Genomic DNA, 19,981 nt, shown 5'->3' on the forward strand with positions numbered 1-19,981 from the left:
TACCACAAATTTTTAAAAAAGGAACGGATATCCAAATGGATATCCAGTTCCTTAAATCATAGTTCTTACAATATCAGAGATTCTACCACTATAGGTATTAAATGCGGTCGTTAGATTTTCACCTAAGCCATTCGACTCACCATAATAATACTTCGTACCAAACGTACCCTTATAGGCTAGCCACTTGTCTTTATTTACTTTAGATGAAGTATCGAAATAGAACCTTATATTCTTTGCCTCATTCTTAGAATTCATATAGAAGGCATCGGATGCAACCGCTTCTACTGTACTACTAAAATATACACTTGTAAGATTTTTACAATTCTTAAATGCATTATCTCCAATAATTCTAAAGCCTTCATTAAATATAATCGATGAAATATTTTCCTTACCTGTGAAACAAGAATATTTATTATTATCACCATCGACATTAATTAATAATGATCTTAAAATCTGATAGGAATTATGAATATATACATATTTAGGTAATATTACCCTTATACTTGTAGATTCTTGATAGCTGAAGCCTGTTACGCTTAACAATTCCTCACCACTCGATTGATCATATCCAAACGATAGATAATCATAGGTTGCATAATATGCAGATAAGGTAATATCCTCGTGAAGAATTTCATGAATATTACCATAATGATATTCTACTTCCTCGTTATACCAATAATTAATTTTCATATGATTATAAATACTATTTGGTAATAAGCTAGAAGAAAAATCCATATGCTTTGGTAATACTATAGCCTTATAAAGCTTATCCTTAAATTTATGATAATCATAATCTAAGGTAACCTTATAATAATCCTCTAGGCTAGATAGATCGCTATATAAATAAATATAGCCAACACCATCCAAGAAGGTTACATATTCATTGTATAAGATAGCTAATACATCATAAGTTAAATATGTAGATTCAAAACAGAAATAAATGTCATTCGCCTTCAAGTAATAATCCTGAGTTAAGCTTAAGCTTGTACTACTCGATAAATCCATATAATAAGAATCATCAATATATACCTTATAGGAAATGATTTCCCATTTTGCATATAAATCTAAATCGTGATTTGGCATAGAGGATATATCGATGAAATCTCCATCTAAGCTTAGGCTATAGCCCTTGAATATATAAGAATTGCCTAAGGCATCTGTATAAACCTTTTCATTTAAATATTTGGATAAATCCTCTCCATTATATAAAGAATAATTCTTATCTCCACTAATGGAATGAACATTCAAATTATAATAGCTTACCTCTTCCCACTTTGCGTAAAGAGTAATATTAGAATCTCCAACACTAGTTTCTAAATAAGGTTCATGTAGGTATTTATCCTTATACCAGCCCTTAAATAGATAATATTTTGAAGAATCCTCTACTACCTCAAGCTCGGGGAATAGAATGGCAGTACCATACTGACCTGTAAAATATTGGTTTTCTCCATGATTTAAGATGAAGGTAATCGTATGGCTTCTCTTACCATAATAGGAATCATTCTTATAAATTAAATCCGTACCATAGCTATAGGAGGAAATAAAGCTTACTACATCCTCCATTTCAATATTCTTAAACCATGTATAACCATCAATATCCTCTAAATTTGTAAGCTTTAGGGAGCTTGTGGATAGATTTATTACAGAAACCAAATCGAAGTTAAAATCAACGATTTCTGTTAGTGCATAAGCTGTTTGAACGGTTAAATCATCCTTCTTATATACTGCAATATTCTTTAATAATAATCCTAAGGATAAATTACCTAAATTGGAATTGCCTGTTAGGGATTTCATATTTAAGGATATATCAAATCTATGATTCGAATAGGAATAGCTATTCATTACTGTACCTGCATCAACAACATAATCTTCGTTTGAAGAGGATGAATTAATTTTGTCTAAAATACTCTTTGGCATACCTAAGGAGAAATCTAATAGATAATAGATAATATCATCAAAGAATTCTTCCTTTGTAATCTTAAGCTTATAGCTTGTACCATCATTCTCTAATCTATAGATATATACATATCCATCCTGATAATAGAAATATACATTCTTCTTTGATAAACCAATAAGCTTTGCTGCAGCGGTTATATTCGTTAAATCGATATGAAGATAAACGAGTGGGCTTCCATCCTCAAGCACTCTTATTCTTGCATCGATTGGAACATTGATATCTGCAATAACAGGAAGCCCTAAGGTAATGGTAGATGCAATCGCATAATCCTTATTCGCACCTGTAATCAATAAGCCATTCACTAGCTCATCTAAATCTGAGATGTCATAATATCCCTTTAAGGATGAAGGTGCTAAAATTTGATCTGGATCTAAGGATACCATAACCTCATTTACATCCATTTTCGTATATTCCTGATTAGATACATAATCTGTATATAAGCCATGAATCGATAAACTTAATGGAGTTGTATCATTCGAGATTAAATCGAATTCTATCCAATTGGACTCTGGAATATTTTCACTTATTATATTTGAGCTTAAAGCGAAATGAATCGAATCCTCATAAATCTCTAAAGCCTTAAGAGCCTTAGATACGTCTATAATTTTATTATCCTTCTTAAATAAATCTGTCAATTGAGAGAAATCAACATTTTCTAAGCTGGCATCTACATAATCCTTTAAGAAATCCAGTGGAATACCGAATACACTTGTAATGGATGCTAAAGTAGATAATAAGGAATTCTTATCTAAATTGAATTTAATCTTACTTTCAAGATTGGATTCATTATTTCCATAAATGATATAAAGCATATCATCAATGAATGTTAATTCTACTCTATGGATAACCTTAATACCACCATTAGGATCATATTCTGTGATGGCTAAATTTAGACCTAAGGAAATGTAATCTAAGCTTAGCTTTTCACCTTCAGGAATATCTAAGAATATCGATAGGTCACCTAAAACATTTAAATGCTTACTACCATTATCGATTGTATCTAAATCGAAATGGACGTTGAATGCTTTATTCTTGATTAAATTAAGAATTCTTCTTACCATCTTTGCTAAAGATATAATATCTTCATTATTCAAATAAGATTCTGGTAATGTAATCGAATAGGAATCAATTTTTTCTATAGTTCCATCAATATCCAATTCTGTAGAATCAACATTTAGATTAAAACTATCGAAATCCTTATTGTAGGTAAAGATGAATGTAATCTTAGTAATCACATCCATTAAGCTAGATAAATCAAGATCAAATCCATTAGACTTAATATTTAAATGATTTAAGATAGAATCGAGCTTATCTTGGGTTAGCTTTGGCATTTCTATTTCTAAGGCATTCAATACATCCTTTAGGAATTCTACAGGTTGATTCATATCTATACCAAAGATAACATCTCCATAATATAGATAAAGTATACCCATATGATATTTGAAATAGATATCATGAAGTGTAGAAGAAACCTCAATATGGAAATAACCCGATAGGTCATATTGATTGTCACTCAATAATAAATCTATATAACCATTTAAATCCATCTTTATAGATGAAATATGAACACTTCCATCTAAAGAAATCCTGAAGGATTCCTTACTAATCCATGAAATAAGTTCAGATACGCTAGATACCATATCGCTTAAATCGATATAGGATTCTTCTCTCTTTATCACCTTATCCATGGAATATGTAATACTTGAAGAGATACCAAAGGTATTCGATGTAAGATTTATCTTACCATTTTCTAGTGAAATACTTAAATCCACCTGAGATAAATCATTAAAGAATGAATTTAATATATCTATATTGGATAAATTCATATTCATTTCAAATGAATTCGAATGTATTACCATCGCTTGAATCATAGAAATGAAATCATAATCAAATAGAATATCTAAAATATCCTTTATAGTAATGTTTGTAGCATCTTTTATGAATAAGGATACAGGAATTGAAATATGATTGTTATATAAATCAATGAATAAGGCCTTTTCATGATCAAAATAGGATACATTAAATGAAATGTTTAAATCTTTAAAACTTGCAGAAATCGTGGATGTTAATGCGATTTCCTCCTTGAAGGAGAATTGAAGATCACCTTGAACATTTAAAATCTCATGATTAAATTCTAAATGAAGTAAAATACTTTCATTATTCATTATATCCTTAAGGTATCTTGCAAAATCATAAAGCATACCTAAATCCTGATATTCCTCCTCTTTCAATTCAAAATCCTTATAGGAATCATTTACCAAAAGGGAAATATCAAATAAATCCTTAATGGATATGCCTAAATCTAAGCCATCTAAGGAATCCTTCAAAATGATTTGAACCTTAGATAGGCTATCAAGAATTCCATTCAAATTCAAATCAAGCTCAAATTGTTCTTCTGTAATTCTTAAGCTATCGATTATACTTTCAAAATCCATTTGAAGGAAGCTATCTAAGGACATATCAGAATCCATAAACAATCCTATCATCTTAGATAAATCATCCTTAGATATCTTTAAATGAATATCTTCTAAATCGAAGTATAGAATATCCTCTAGATAATATAAATCTATATGAATATTCTTATTCTTATAATCGAAATCTATAGCCATATTGGCCTTTAGCTTTTCGTTAAAATCTAAATTACCATCTGCATGAATAGATAAATTCTGGTATACCATATCTAAGGAAACCTTTAGCTTTTTATTCTTACAAATAACTAAGATATCATCTATGAAGCCTTCTATATAAACTAAATAATTATATTCACTATCCTGTATTTCTCTTACATTATAGCCTAAATCACCTAAGCTAAAGGATGCCTTTATATCATTTATAGATATACTTCCATCAAATCCTTTATTGGAATCCTGAACAGAAAGCTTTATTTCATTTATGCTATCTATAAATTGCTTTAACGATATAGCGATATCTAAAGAATCCTCTTCAATAACTAATTCTTTAAGTAAGGAATCATAATCGATTGTAAAGATTGTCTTTAATAGACTCGCCATATCAAAATCATTAGAAAAATCTATGGTTTGGTTTGTATATTTTTGAACGAATCTCAATAAATCCTTGGTTGTAATCTTTACCTTAGCATTCATCATAGATAGATAAATGACGTCATTAAAATAATATAGATCCATTGAAATAGATTTGTTTTTATAGGAAACCTCTACATTCATATCTACATGGATGCCATCTTCAAAGGATATATTTCCTAATGCTGTACCTTTAATATCCTGGTATTCTAACATGAAATTGAAATCTACATTCTTATTCTTAATAATAGATGCAATATCACAAGCGATAAATTCTAGATTTGCTAAATCCATAAAATCATTATGTGACTTAGGAGAAATCTTTTTATTCGATTCTTTAATAGAAAGCTCTACTTTTGTACCAAATAAATCTACATTAGCATATGCACTCTTTAAAGCATAGGTATCCTCTACACGCTTAATATCAAAATGAATAGAAAGCTTTATTCCAAGGATATCTAAATTAGTATCGATAGATACATTTTCTCCATCGAGAACTAAAGTGGATTTTGATAAATCCGCCAAAATCTTATTGACATCTAAGGATGAACCATCTGAATCAGACTTTGGGAGCTCATCTGTAATTTGAGAGATAATATTCATTAATTCTTTAACATTCGTCTTTACCTTTATTCCGCCTATCGATATATAAATACTATCTGTATATTCTACGTATAAATCACCAAAATCAGCATATAACTTGACCTTAGTCAAATCCGATATATTTAATGCGACAAGACCATTTTTCTTAAAACCATCCCCTGCTATATCCAATTCCAAGGTCTTATTGGATTTGTCACTATTTTGTAAGGATTCAACGATTATACTCATCGGATCCGCTGTATTTTCCATTGGATTTTCTTCGTCATCTAATACAGATAAATATGCATAGGATTCAAAATAATTATATGGTTCTTCATCAAAGGCTACATTTTCATAGAAATATTCCTCATGACAATTCGTCTTAGTAATTGCCTCAACACCCATAGATTTTACCTTATAGGTTTCTTGAACATCTGCAGAAACAATTTGCCAATTGGAATTGATTTTCATCTCATAATGAATATATGAAAATTCTGGTACAATGGAAGAATTCGCATTGGTTAATACTTCTCTTCTATACCAGAAGGGTGCCTTATTTCCATCAGGATCCAAATCAAAATATAGAGTATAGGTACCATCTTGGTTATCCACCATTTTCATTTCTTCCTTATGGATATAGGTATCACTACAAATGATATAGCCTGTGGCTTGGAAGGGAAGCCATCCATAACGTTGGATAAGTGTTTTGTAGGAAACACATTCAGGCTCAGAGGTAATCCATGTTGCTGTATCACCACTGATGCTTGTAGCATCTCTTAATAAAACCTTATCCTTCATATAATATTTTTGTTTTGCTGTAGATATAAGGCCTGATGAAATCATTGTAACCATAGCCTTACCATCATGAACAACTCTTTTATTATAAATCTGCTGGTTTGCAATGGATGCTTGAGCAGTACCTGTAGTTAATGAATAAAATTCATTCGTATGGGCAATAGTCCAAAGAGCATATGCAACATTTTCCTCAACGGAATGCTCACTTGGGTTTGTGCCATCCTTTGGTGCCTCAAGTAGTGTCGATTCAAAATCTGCTTCGGAATCCTCAATGGTCGCAGGGCCTTGATTTAAGGCAAAAATAAAATAACCTCCTACGCCTAAGAGAACTGTTGTTAATAATATAATTATTGTAATAATTATCTTTTTTTTCATAATACTAACTCCTAAAGCATTAACCCATCGTAGTAATTATATTACTAATGTCTAAATATGTCAAATTTAGTTGACATTTTGAAAATGCATTGTTAATTACAAAAGTAATTTCCGCTGATAAAGGTTGTAACTTTTAAAATGCATAAAAAAAAAGGAGCTATCTAGCTCCTTATGCTTCTACGGTATATGTAGTTACATTGGTTACAGTTTCACCGTCAATTTGGAGTGCCATTGGATGTGTGAAGGTTACTGTAATCTTCTTTCCTGTAAGAATGGTAGACATTTTCTTATTCTTCACATGCTCGCCCTTAAAAATCTTAGGGAAAATCAATAAGGTACGTAATTTACCTGCGTTATGAATAACGCTTAAGGATAGTGTATCCCCAAGTCTATCTTGGCCTGGTGCAATCTTCATTCCACCACCATAATATCTTCCATTCATGGCAGAGCATAGCCATACCTTTTTAAATTGATATTCCTTTCCATCAACTACTGCAGTAGCCATAGGGCACTTATATCCGTGAAGCAATAGCTTAATGGATAGGCTTGCATAATTGATATCCGTTTTGCCCTCTGCCTTCATTTTATCTGCCACCTCGCAAACCATTCCATCAATACCATAGCCAATTCCATTAACGTAATATCTTGTCATACCATTAACCGTAATTTTAGGTAATCTTTTAAAATAAGGGTTTAAATAAACAAGCTTTTGGTCAGGTGTTTCCTTTACATCCTCCAAAAAGTCATTGCCATTCCCACCTTTATAATAATATAAATCACAATCTACATTATAATTTTTAATATTATTCACGAAAACATTTAGGGTACCATCTCCACCTAAAACTAAAACCTTATCCTCACTCTTTAAGCTTGGAAAGAATTCCTCAGGCTTATATTCTTCAAGATTAACGGAGGTATATTCTTGAAATTCCTTATCGATAAGAGACTTTGCTTGCTCAAAATTTTCCTTTCCCTTACCTGCACTTGCAAGAGGATTATATAGTACATAATTCATAAAACTCACCTTTTCCTTCTCTATTTATAAATAATTGTAGCACAAAATGATTTATTTATTACAAAAAAATGTAAAAAATACTTAACTTTTTTATTGCATAGAAAAAGTCAGAGCATAAGCCTGACTTCTGTTTAAATTTCTTCAAATGTATAGGAAATATATTCCTTATATTGCTCCTTTGGCTTTAATAATGCCTTATCTACATTTTCCATATTTATTCCATTAGGGATATATTGGCATTCTAAGGCAATGGCTTGATATTTCTTCTCATGCTTACAATTCTCATATTCCATCTTGGTAGGATAATTATCCGTATAAACTACGATAGCTGGATAGGAAGTATGAATGGTAAGGCTTATACCTTCTTTCTTATTCTTTAGCTTTGCTGCAAATGAATCCTCTTCCTTTGTTTTTACAAAGAAATGATCATAACCAAAGGAGGTGTGATTTTGTAAATATGGATCCTCTATATATTTACCAATTTCATGTCCCTTTGTAAAATCCATTATAGGATTTACCTCACAAATGGATTTAGCAATAAGGTTCATATCTAAATCTCCATAATATTTACAGCCTAAGGTCAAGATTTCATCTAAAATTACTTCTTTACCACTAGATAATGTAAAATAAGCATGATTTGTTAAATTTACTATTGTTGTTTTGGAAGTATATGCTTCCATATCGAGTAATATTTTATCTATATTTTTATAGACATGGTATGTAATCCTATAGGAAACATCTCCTGGTAGGTAGGATTCCTTTTCAAGGAATGTGAAGATAACATCTATAGATTCATCCTCTTCCTTTATTTCATAATCAAAATTGGAAAATGAAATTCCCTTAGGTCCACCATGTAAGGAGTTCATGCCATTCCAATTCTTTGGTAGATCATAAGTTCTTCCGTCAATTTCACATGTAGCATCCTTGATTCTACCAGAAAATCTACCAACAAGCTTTCCATAATACTGCTCATTATAATAGAATTCCTTATGATTTATTGGTGTCATTATACGGTTTTTACCTTTATATACAATACGATAAAATGAAGCACCAAAAGTACATAGAGTCACCTCTAAATTTTTATCATTTTTAATTTCAATGAAGGATACTTCCTCATCCTTTATAATTCTTTTATCCATAGATACCTCCTCGAAAAATAAAAGGGAGTAAATCTCCCTTTAATGATAAATTAATGACGTTTAAATGTCAACTCAACAAACTGTACTTCATTCTTAGAATCTAATGCCTTAACTGCCATTAAATTGATTAAGCCAAGCTTGTTTGCCTTCTTTTTTGTGTAATAAGTGTATAATGGATGTCTCCAAATATCTGCAATTCTTACACTCCACTTTGAAATTTGTGCATCATCATCTACTGAGAAATAGAAGCCAGCATTATTCTTAACCTCATCCTCATCGTATCTTGTCTTTAAAATTTTAGGTAAGCCATCTCTTGATGCAGCATCAAATACCATCATACCATCTGGGAAGTTTACTGCAATATTTGCAACAATTCTCTTAACATCCTCACGCTTCATATAATGGAATAAATCTAATGCATAGAAGAAAATACCATCATCTCTTGTCCATTCGATCTTTTCAAACCAAGAAAAATCATCCTCTAGGATATCCGCAATAATACCTTGCTCACGGTCTCCCTTACCAACGGCTTCCTTTCTTGCGATTAAAACATCACGTGTATCTACATTATATGCACGGCACTGACCATTATCAATTTGCTGGAATACAGTAGAAAATCCACAAGCTAAATTAACAAAAATAGCCTTTGGATGATCCCTTAAATATTTCTTAGCAACCTCTACGGTATTATACTCTGCAATCAATAATCTAGCTGCATCCATTTTACTAATCTTATCTGCATATTTTGCAGGCTTATATGCATAATCCTCAAATAACTTTACACAGCCCTTATCCATGAAAACCTCAGGCCACCAATCTAGCGCAAGTTTTCTTGGATATAAACGCTCTAAGCATTTTTCTTCAACGCTTCCCTTTTTAACTTCGTTAGCCATATTCTTCCTCCAAAAATAATAAAGAAATAGATATTTCTATCCCCTTTTTCATAAGAATTATTATAGCATAGTCATTAATGAAATTAAAGCAAAAAATGAATAAAGTACGTATTTTTATATTTTTGTTTCATATTTCAAAGAAAAAAATGAATTTTTATAAAATTTCAACATGTCCTGTGCTTGTATGATAAATTCCACCTTTAATTAAAACATCCTTATATCTCTCATCCTTCTTTATTATGAGATTCTCAATTTTATGTACCGTAGAGAGTACATTTTTCTTACATGCAATATTTGGATTATTTTCATTTCCAATCGAATTTTTAATTTCATTTATGATTTTACCTATGAAGGAATCAGATGTCCCCTCTAAGCTTGATTGAATTGCCCCACACTTTGTGTGTCCTAAAACCAAAACGAGCTTACAGCCTAAGTGATCTATTGTATATTCAATGGATCCAAGTCCAAAATCATCTAATACATTCCCTGCTTGACGAATGACAAATAAATCTCCAATACCCTTCATAAATATTGCCTCAGGAATTACCCTTGAATCACTACAGGCAACAATCACTGCGAAGGGATTTTGACCATGATGATGGGTATATATTCTTTTTTCTTTTGAAATATCCCCATGATTATGAATGGAATCCATATAATCCCTATTTCCTTCTTCTAGCCACTTAAGGGCAACATCACTTTCTATTATCTTATTTACCATAACAATAACCTCTACTCCATTTTACCAGAAAAAAAGAACTAGCAAAACATTGCTAGCCCTTTTCCAAAACAAAACACTCAAAACACTTTAAATATTTTTCTTTTCTGCAATTTTATCTGCAATCTCGTAATCCTTAGAGTTGCACTTACCTTTACCAAGACCATTCATGTCAGATAAAGCGTGATATAAATATACGATAACAGGTACTGCTAAAATTAATAATGCGAATGTTAAAATTGTTTGCATAATGAATTCCTCCTCATTTCGCTATAAATTATTAATTTAAATTACTTATTTAACTTTGCTGCAATTTTATCTGCGATGTTGTAATCCTCTTCATCACATTTTCCTGCTCCAAATCCTCTATAATCGGATAAGACAGTGAAGAGATATACTAAAACAATAGTCGCAAATACAATTAATGCTAACATAATGAATGTGTTCATCTTAATCCCTCCTTTTAGGTTCTTCTATATTTATAATTTTTTTAATTCTTTTTTTCGTATTAGTTATTCTTTCTTTGCGCGATCTTATCGGCAAGCTCATAATCAGCAGAACTACATTTACCTTTCTCGTTACCACCCATGTCAGGTAATACGTTGGAAAGATAAGTAATGACTGCTATTACTAAAGCTACTAATACAACCATAAGTAGTGTATTCATATCTTTATCCCTCCTACAGCCTGTATTATATACCCTTATGCAAGAATGAAAACATGTAACCATTTTCACAAAAATATGAAAACTTTTTCATATCATTTTCATAACGAAAAGCGTGATTTTTGGCCTATTTTTATGATTTTTAACCGTTTTTTATCGTTTTTCACTTTTCTTACATTATTTTTACATAGCATTTTCATATATTTTCATAAAATGTACTGCTTGTAAAAAGAAAAAATGAGAGTCAACCTCTCATTTTACCAATTCGGTATACATACCTTCTTTAGCATATCTAAAATTATCTTTGAAACAGTAATAATAGAACCATTATTTGCAATTAGGGCATCCTTAAGTTCTTTATTTCCTACATCGACATGAGGTGTGATGGTGCCATCCTTATCCTTTAAAAAGGTAGTTGCCATAGCATGCTTTGAAAAATGAACGGAATCACATGCAAATTTATACACCCTGCCAAAGCCAGGATAAGTTTCATCGACTAATCTTTTCAAATAGCCATCACTCATGTTTTGTTCTTCGCTTACCATATAGTTATTTACACGCTCGTTATTTTGAATCATATCCATAACCTGCTTAAGTCCAAGCTCTATGACCGATTGTATTGCAAGACAATTATCACATAATAATCTTAATAAGGATATTTGAACAGTTATATTATATTTCCTCAAAGCATATTCTAAGGAATCTAATATATCTAAGGATTTCTTTATGATCATTCCTGCAAAAACTACTTCTCTTGTCAATGTATTCTTATAATATTTAACAAGTGCATCCATAAAGGATTGCATCTGTTGCATCATATCTTCTAACCTTTTTATTTCTTCGTTCATATTGCACCTCAAAAAATAAGCCGATTCCATTGTACCATGAAATCGGCATATTTTTAAAGTATGTTTACAAGTAAAGTAACCATTGGAATAGTTACCATGCATAATATTGTCGAAACCAAAACGCAATTTGCAGCAAGTTCTTCTTCGGCATGATGAATCTCTGCCATATTCAAGATTACCGATGCACATGGCACTGCAGAAATGATTAATATTGCCTTTTTAAAGTCAGGGGTAAGAAAAGGTAGGAAGTATACTGCAAAAAAGCAGGCAACCGGAAAAATTATCATTTTTAAGAAGCAAATTAAATAAATGAACGGTCTAATCCATAAGGCTTTAAAGGAAACTGTCGCAAGACGAATACCTAAAATGAGCATACAAAGTGGAGTCGTCATTTGCCCTAATAAATTAATACCAGAAGCAAATGCATCAACTATAGTAAAGCTTTCAATTTTATCCCCAAAAATGAATGCAGGAATTGCAAGCAATAATCCAAAGGTTGTTGGATTCATTAACGCGGATTTAATGCTCATATATTTTGTGTCATTTGTAAGACAGAATACCCCAACAGTAAATACTAATAAATTCATTGTTATAACGTATATAGAAGAATAACAAGCCATTAAAGGATTTCCAGGCACTAAGGATACTACTAAAGGAAGTCCAAAGAAGCCTACATTACCTAAAACAGACCCGCAGGTCAATAATCTATATTTTGCATCCTCATATTTCCTTCTTAATATAAAATATAGGATAAGCATAAATATGGCCTGTAATAAAAATGTTGTGATAGCAAAATATAGCATATCTAATGCCATTTGTCCTTTATTTAAATCATTTATGCTTGCAGATACCGCAGCATTATAAAATGAATAAATAATCATACAAGGTCCGCAAATATATACTAGAATTGTTGACATCGTAGATAAATGCTTTTCAGATACTCTTTTAGTCTTGCATAAAAGAAATCCAGGTATTGCAAAGCATAAGGATACAGCAACTCGAATGACGCAGGTAATAAATGTATCAAGCATAATACCACTCCTTTAATGGTAATTATAATAGATAGATTCCTGCACTGCAAAATGATAACATTTTCAAAAATACACTCATTTCATTAAGCTCTATGAATTATTACAAAAACAAAAAGCCAGCCTAAGCTAGCTATTTCCATAATATTTGTTTATTCTTTATATCTATAGATAATATATCATATTCAAAATCATTGAAGCATAATTCTCCATCTACACCCAAGAAATCGAATTGATTCTTTAAGTCATTATCCATATTTGCTCCTGCAACGACTTTTAATTGACTCTTTTGGGTTAATGTAAAGAACATAAAATCACCAGATAACGTTCTTCCTAAGGAAGGATAATAATATTCTCTTCTATAAGCATATTGAGCATGAGTGCAAATGTTTTGTCTAAATATGCTCACGCACGCGCCCGTATCTAATATAAAAGGATGAGAACCTTCCTTAATCATACCAAGCACATCAATATCATTAAAGATAATATAGTTTTGCTCTTTGATCGTTTTTACAGTGTAATCAAAGCAAGAATTTGTTTCTATCGCTTCAAAAGAAAAAGAAACATAACCTTCCTTGATACGAATCGTTAAGCCATTCTTTAAAATGACATCTAAGCCGATTAATCCAGAAATATCATCATTAAGCTTATCTTTAGCAATTTGAGATAGCTTTTCCATTCTATCCTTTATAATTTCATTAAAGCCAGAGCTTTTATAAATAACACCATCGATTTCTATTTCATTCTTTTTAAAAAAACTATAAGGAGAGCCAGTATCAATTAAGAATAAATCCTTATCAATCTTTACAAATTTTAAAGTTTCCACAGTAACGAATTCATATTTTTGATTCATAAAATCCTCCTCAATCATCTATTTGTATCATAACATTTTAAAGTATTCAAAACAACAGAGGAAAAAGAAAAGGATGCTTGCGCATCCTAATTCATTCAATTACTTTTGAATCCAGCTAACGATTAATTCCCATAAGGACTTCATACCTGGAGCAGTTAATACTGGAATTAAAATTAAGGAAATAACAGACATAAGCTTAATTAAAATATCCATAGCTGGGCCTGCAGTATCCTTTAACGGATCACCAACAGTATCACCAGTTACTGCAGCATGATGAGTTTCAGAGCCCTTACCACCAAAGTTACCCTCTTCGACAAACTTCTTTGCATTATCCCAAGCACCACCAGAGTTTGCCATGAATACAGCAAGCATAATTGCAGAAACTAATGCACCAATTAGAATACCACCTAAGCCTGCAGCACCTAATACTAAACCACCAACAATTGGAGATATTACAGCAATTACACCTGGTAGAATCATTTCTCTTAAGGAAGCCTTAGTTGAAATATCAATACAACGATTATAATCAGGCACTACTTCACCTGTTAAAATACCAGGATGTGTTGAGAACTGATCACGAATCTCTTCTACCATCTTATTTGCAGCCTTACCTACAGATGAAATCGTAAGTGCTGAGAATAAGTATGGAAGCATTGCACCAACAAGCATACCTACAAGTACTGCAGGGTTAGCTAAAGAAATATCAACCTGCGCAGCCTCAATAAATGAAACGATAAATGCTAAAGATGTTAACGTTGCAGAACCAATACAGAAGCCCTTACCAATGGCAGCAGTTGTATTACCAACAGAATCTAGATGATCCGTAATATGTCTTACATCCTCAGGTAATTCAGCCATTTGAGCAATACCACCTGCATTATCAGAAATTGGACCATATCCATCAACAGAAACTGTAATACCTGCAGTAGATAGCATACCTACAGCAGCAAGTGCGATACCATAAGATCCAGCAAAGAAATAAGAAACTGCAATAGCAATTGCTAAAACAGCAATAGTTAAGCCAGTAGATTTCATACCAGAACCTAAACCAGCAATGATGTTTGTTGCATGACCAGTTTGAGACTCAGCAGCAATTCTCTTAACTTCCTTATAATCTGAAGAAGTATAAATTTCTGCAATGAAGCCAACACCAATACCAGATGCTAAACCAGCTACAACAGCGATAATTAGCTGCCAACCAGAAATTGACTTTCCTGCTTGAGTTTCCACAGGATTAAGTCCAACGAAGAAAATTGCTAAGAATACTGTAGCAAGCAATACAATACCTGTTGCAATATATGTTGCAATATTTAATGCCTTATGTGGATTATTCCACTTTCTAGCACGGAAAATTAATACAGATAATACTGCAGAAAGTACACCAACTCCGCAAATTAAAACAGGGAATAAAACGTACTTTAAAGATACAGCGTCTGTAAAATTAAATGTTAATAATGCCATAGTTAAGCATGAAATAATAGAACCAACATAGGATTCTGTTAAGTCAGAGCCCATACCTGCGATATCACCAACGTTATCACCGACATTATCAGCGATTGTAGCTGGGTTTCTTGGGTCATCCTCTGGCATATTCTCTTCAACCTTACCAACTAAGTCAGCACCAACGTCAGCAGCCTTTGTATAAATACCACCACCAACACGGCTGAATAATGCAATTAATGAACATCCTAAGGAATAACCAGCTAAAATGCTAACTGGAGCATTTACTAAATCTTTTAATTCTGCTCCTGGATTTATAGCATATTCAATACCAAATGAAGCTAAGAATATAGTTGCTAAACCTAATAGACCAAATCCTACAACGGATAAACCTAATACTGCACCACCTGAGAATGCAACCTTAAGTGCACTAGATAATCCTTCATCATTTGCACGAACAGCAGTTCTCGCATTAGCCTTTGTAGCAACAAACATACCAATCCAACCAGCTGTAGCTGAGAACACCGCACCAATAGCGAAGCAAATTGCAGCCTTCCAGCCTACTGCTTCTGCATCTTGAAGCGCAGGAATGAAGCCTAAGCAAGTTAATAAAATTGCTACACCAATAATAAATGGTATGATAATCTTATATTCTCTTACTAAGAATGTCATTGCTCCTTTATGAATATATTTGTGGATTTCATCCACCTTTGCATTTGTAATCTTAACTCTAGATACCTTATGAAATAATACAAATACATAAAGTATTGTGATTAGAGTTGCAATGATTACTGCAAGTAGAACAAACAATACTGTCTTGTCCATATTTTAATACACCTTCCTCGTTTTTGTTTTAATACTATATAATAGCGCTTTCATATAAAATTAGTGCAAAAAAAATAATGCTTTTTTAAAAAGAACTTAAAATGCATCTTCTTTTAATCAGCTCATTCTATTAATAAGTATTGTTATGGAGTTTATTATACCTATTTTTACAATTTATGTCAACATGAACACGTTGTTTTTATAACGTAGTTACATAAATTTTAATAAAAATATCGTAAAAATGATAAAAAATCCGACCTAAATCGGATTTTTATCATTCTTTTATTCTTTTGTTTCTACTGTCTTTAGAGTTTCAGCTTGATCATCACAAGCCTTCTTTTCAAAGAATAAACTGTATACAACTGCAGCTAATGCACCACCAGCAAATGGAGCTAATACCCAAATCCACACTTGACTTGCACTAGTTGTATTATCACCTGCAAATAGCTGACAAATCGCTGCCGAGAAGCCTCTTGCTGGATTAACAGATGTACCAGTAAAGCCAATACCAATTAGATGAACTAGTGTTAATGCTAAACCAATAACAATTCCACCTAGCTTGCCATTTCCAAACTTCTTATCTGTAACACCTATAATTGCAAATACAAAGATACAAGTTAATAAAACTTCAATTAAGAATGCTCCCATATAGCTCCATGCATCTAATTCTAATGTTTCATGGTTATATAATACTACACTAATCTCATTGCCACCTAAAGCGTCAAATTGTCTTGTGAATGCAGCAAGAAGCATTGTACCAACAAATGCACCAATAAATTGAGAAGCGCAATATACGCCAAACTCCTTCCATGTAATCTCTTTACGAATAGCCATAGCTAAAGATACAGCTGGATTGATATGGCATCCTGAAATATTACCAATGGAATAAGCCATAACAACAATAACTAGACCAAAACCTAAGGATGTTGCAACTAAATTACCGTTTGAAAAAACAGCAACACCGCAAGCAACAAGTGTTAATACACAAGTACCAAAGGCTTCAGCAAATGCTCTTTTTAATAAATTCATTTTGATTTTCCTCCTTATGGATAATTATATCACTTATTCTCCATAATATAACTATGTTTTGTGCTTTGTAAAAAAAATAAAATGAAAAAACGCCAAAACTGGCGTTTATTCATGCATATAATCATAACTATAAATATAACTTCCTCTAAACAATAAGCCAAATAAATATTTATGAGAAGAAGATTCATTTAGTGTATATAGTAAATTATTAGAATACACAATTCCTTCAATCATAGGAGAAACTTTGATGGATTTAACTAATACTTCATCGTTGTATACATAATATGGAATATCATGCCCATCTATTTTAATGGTTGATGTAGATGATGTAGGAATTTGATAAATAGCAATTTGAGCTGGATTTATCGCATAAGACTCTGAAAATGCAATACCATCAGGAGTAAATGCCATCCCCTGTACATCATCTGGAATAGAATATGCCTTGGTTGGAACACTTCCAATTGTACCATCACTATTTAAATTATAGCTTAACATAATTGCCTTTGCATCCTCTGGCATCCAAGCTCTATTGGTTGTTGCTTTAACATCATATGTTTTATGACCATCATGATTAAATTCACCAACGTATAATATATCATCTTCTACATTTATAAAAGCAGTACCAACATAAACATCAGATTCTGCCTTTGCAGTTATACATTCTCCATTCTTAGCATTATATGCTTCTAAAAGATTGAATGTATAAATGAATTGTCTTCCTGTTGACGCACCATTACCACCAGATAGCAATAAATAATCCTTATAAATAGTTACGCCACCAAAGTGATCTTTGCAAACATCGCCAGTAGTAGATTTTGCGTAAATCCATTTTACATTTTTATCCTTGTCTACAAAATAGATTCTGCCTTCTTTTTCCGTATATCCGGAAATTATAAATGTATTTGTCTTTTCATCAAGTTCTAATCCCTGCGGAGTAAATCCATCGAATAAACCAGGAATCGGTAATTCTTTAGTAGCATGATCGTAAAAATCCTTTAATACGATATGTCCTGTGATTCTCATTGTTACATATAGCAAAGCTATGGAAAGTAATAAAAAGCCAAGAACTTGCATAATTCTTTTTAGTGTTTTCATCATATCACATCCTTTTTATTTCTTATAGCAAAAGAACAAAACGGTAAATAAATTTCCCCTTAAGGAACTTAGGCTTTTTTTAGTGCTTCATTATAATTTCTACTTAATACAAGTATATACTAATAGTAAAAATAAATAAAGTTTAAAATTTACGAAGAAAAGAAAAAGCGACTATATAAAAGTCGCATCAATCCAACGTGGCGTCGACGGAGGGATTCGAACACGAATTTTTTTAAATTCTTTTATAAAGTTTTATTTTTAGAATAAAATAAGTAAAAATTAGGAAACTTTTGGAAACTTTTAGTAAACCAAAATATAAAAATCTTTTAAAATCTTTTAAAACCTTTTACAACGTACCGCAAAAAATACCCAACTCTTTACCCAAAGGAAAAGAAAAAGCCATATTAGAATGGCTTCTTGTTCTTATAGTTATAAATAGGGTCATAAGAAATGTATTCTTTATTGCATGAATGCTTTTCAACAACCTTATTGTCTATCTGTTCCAATTGGAATCTACATATCTCTACATCTTCTTTATATAATGTAATTCTCTTAAATTGCTCATTCTCAAGAGTTGTTTCTAAATAATACTTAACATAAGTCGTTATTGCTTCTCTTCTTGATGTTGTAATGAACAATATTGAATTACCCTTATTGGTAATGTGTGATTCGATTCTATATTCAGGTAATGCTACAAGTTCATCAACTGAACAACCTAGTGCATCAGCAACCAAGTATAAGTTTTCGTACTTGGTTTTTTCTATTTTACCACTTTCAATGTCTTGTAATGTTCTGTAAGGAATGTTTGTTAATTCAGCAACCTGTGTTAAGGTCATCCCTTTTGCTGTACGGATCTCTCTTAATTTCATCTTTATTTCCTCCTAATATTATCTTGCATAGAAATTATATTCTTCTCTATTCATCTTTACTAATTCATCATAAGAAACAGCACACTTATTCATTTCTATTGCTTCTTCTAATGTAGCTTCTTCAACATTTAAATATACATTCTCGTTTGCATATTCATCAGCAACGATTTCTAAACAAGACTTTGGACACCAATATGTTCTTGTGAATTGACCATCAACCATAGCGATTTTAACTGCTTTTTCTCTAACCTCTAATACAGAGTCAACATATATATTACATAAACCATTTTTTCTAACAAACCATTCTTTAACTGCTAATACTTTCATAATTTATTACTTCCTTTCCCTATCTTCATCTATATTATATACGATTTTTCGTATATGTCAATATGCAAATGCACGATTTTTCGTATTTTAAAATATTTTAACAATAAAAAAAAGAGGTGGAAATAAATCCACCCCATCATTGTATATTTTGTCTTTGTTCAATTTTCTCTAATTCTTGAACAATAGGCTCAACTCGTTCTCTTACTCGGTCATTAATTTCTTTTTCAATGTCAGCTTTACTTTGCCACTTGTTCTCGGTCTTATAAATTTTGTACTCATCAAGCATTCGTATTCTATTGTTAATAGGTCTTAAGTAGTTATCATTAAAGATAGTCTTTGCATTATAAATACCCATTACAAAGTTAGAAATAATCATTCCTACACGAACGATGTACTGAATAATAACAGCAATCCAACCATTAGCCTGTTCTAGTAATTGGTTTGTATCAGGGTTAATCATAAGCAATGCAAGAATAGTAGCACCAAGA

General features: G+C 31.6%; 17 protein-coding genes. All 17 read right to left on the bottom strand.

Features of this window, described 5'->3' with window-relative positions; genetic code table 11:
* Positions 1-51: 51 nt before the first annotated feature.
* Complete coding sequence (locus tag SPJ17_RS01305) at positions 52-6,750, bottom strand: InlB B-repeat-containing protein (protein WP_321091990.1); 6,699 nt, start codon at positions 6,748-6,750, stop codon at positions 52-54.
* Positions 6,751-6,919: 169 nt separating this feature from the next.
* Entirely contained in the window at positions 6,920-7,765 is an 846-nt protein-coding gene (locus SPJ17_RS01310) for a diacylglycerol kinase family protein (RefSeq protein ID WP_321091991.1), read from the bottom strand.
* A gap of 131 nt (positions 7,766-7,896) precedes the next feature.
* On the bottom strand, positions 7,897-8,904 hold the full coding sequence (locus tag SPJ17_RS01315) for a hypothetical protein (RefSeq protein WP_321091992.1): 1,008 nt from the start codon (positions 8,902-8,904) through the stop codon (positions 7,897-7,899).
* 50 nt (positions 8,905-8,954) lie between these two features.
* The gene (locus SPJ17_RS01320; protein WP_321091993.1) at positions 8,955-9,797 is read right to left on the bottom strand and encodes a hypothetical protein; all 843 of its coding nucleotides are present in this window, start codon (positions 9,795-9,797) and stop codon (positions 8,955-8,957) included.
* A gap of 154 nt (positions 9,798-9,951) precedes the next feature.
* On the bottom strand, positions 9,952-10,518 hold the full coding sequence (locus SPJ17_RS01325; RefSeq protein ID WP_321091994.1) for a carbonic anhydrase: 567 nt from the start codon (positions 10,516-10,518) through the stop codon (positions 9,952-9,954).
* An 87-nt stretch (positions 10,519-10,605) separates the two neighbouring features.
* A complete protein-coding gene (locus SPJ17_RS01330; RefSeq protein WP_321091996.1) occupies positions 10,606-10,764 on the bottom strand; it encodes a hypothetical protein in 159 nt (52 codons plus the stop codon).
* Between the two features lie 41 nt (positions 10,765-10,805).
* Complete coding sequence (locus tag SPJ17_RS01335; protein WP_321091997.1) at positions 10,806-10,964, bottom strand: hypothetical protein; 159 nt, start codon at positions 10,962-10,964, stop codon at positions 10,806-10,808.
* Between the two features lie 59 nt (positions 10,965-11,023).
* Entirely contained in the window at positions 11,024-11,182 is a 159-nt protein-coding gene (locus tag SPJ17_RS01340) for a hypothetical protein (protein ID WP_321091999.1), read from the bottom strand.
* A gap of 254 nt (positions 11,183-11,436) precedes the next feature.
* Positions 11,437-12,027, bottom strand: a complete 591-nt coding sequence (locus SPJ17_RS01345) for a hypothetical protein (protein WP_321092001.1) — start codon at positions 12,025-12,027, stop codon at positions 11,437-11,439.
* Between the two features lie 53 nt (positions 12,028-12,080).
* Positions 12,081-13,058 carry an AEC family transporter gene (locus SPJ17_RS01350; protein ID WP_321092003.1) on the bottom strand — a complete coding sequence of 326 codons (978 nt, stop codon included), beginning with the start codon at positions 13,056-13,058 and terminating at the stop codon, positions 12,081-12,083.
* A 130-nt stretch (positions 13,059-13,188) separates the two neighbouring features.
* Positions 13,189-13,908, bottom strand: a complete 720-nt coding sequence (locus tag SPJ17_RS01355; RefSeq protein ID WP_321092005.1) for a hypothetical protein — start codon at positions 13,906-13,908, stop codon at positions 13,189-13,191.
* Positions 13,909-14,007: 99 nt separating this feature from the next.
* Complete coding sequence (locus tag SPJ17_RS01360; RefSeq protein WP_321092007.1) at positions 14,008-16,173, bottom strand: sodium-translocating pyrophosphatase; 2,166 nt, start codon at positions 16,171-16,173, stop codon at positions 14,008-14,010.
* Between the two features lie 282 nt (positions 16,174-16,455).
* Positions 16,456-17,202 carry an aquaporin gene (locus SPJ17_RS01365; RefSeq protein WP_321092010.1) on the bottom strand — a complete coding sequence of 249 codons (747 nt, stop codon included), beginning with the start codon at positions 17,200-17,202 and terminating at the stop codon, positions 16,456-16,458.
* 105 nt (positions 17,203-17,307) lie between these two features.
* Complete coding sequence (locus SPJ17_RS01370) at positions 17,308-18,300, bottom strand: hypothetical protein (protein ID WP_321092012.1); 993 nt, start codon at positions 18,298-18,300, stop codon at positions 17,308-17,310.
* 401 nt (positions 18,301-18,701) lie between these two features.
* On the bottom strand, positions 18,702-19,166 hold the full coding sequence (locus tag SPJ17_RS01375; RefSeq protein ID WP_321092014.1) for a helix-turn-helix transcriptional regulator: 465 nt from the start codon (positions 19,164-19,166) through the stop codon (positions 18,702-18,704).
* 18 nt (positions 19,167-19,184) lie between these two features.
* A complete protein-coding gene (locus SPJ17_RS01380) occupies positions 19,185-19,493 on the bottom strand; it encodes a hypothetical protein (protein ID WP_321092017.1) in 309 nt (102 codons plus the stop codon).
* A gap of 136 nt (positions 19,494-19,629) precedes the next feature.
* Positions 19,630-19,981 (bottom strand): hypothetical protein (locus tag SPJ17_RS01385; RefSeq protein ID WP_321092019.1); only part of this gene is annotated, 352 nt, incomplete at its 5' end.

Source organism: Anaeroplasma sp. (assembly GCF_034179385.1).
In the GTDB taxonomy this organism is placed as follows: domain Bacteria; phylum Bacillota_I; class Bacilli_A; order Acholeplasmatales; family Anaeroplasmataceae; genus Anaeroplasma.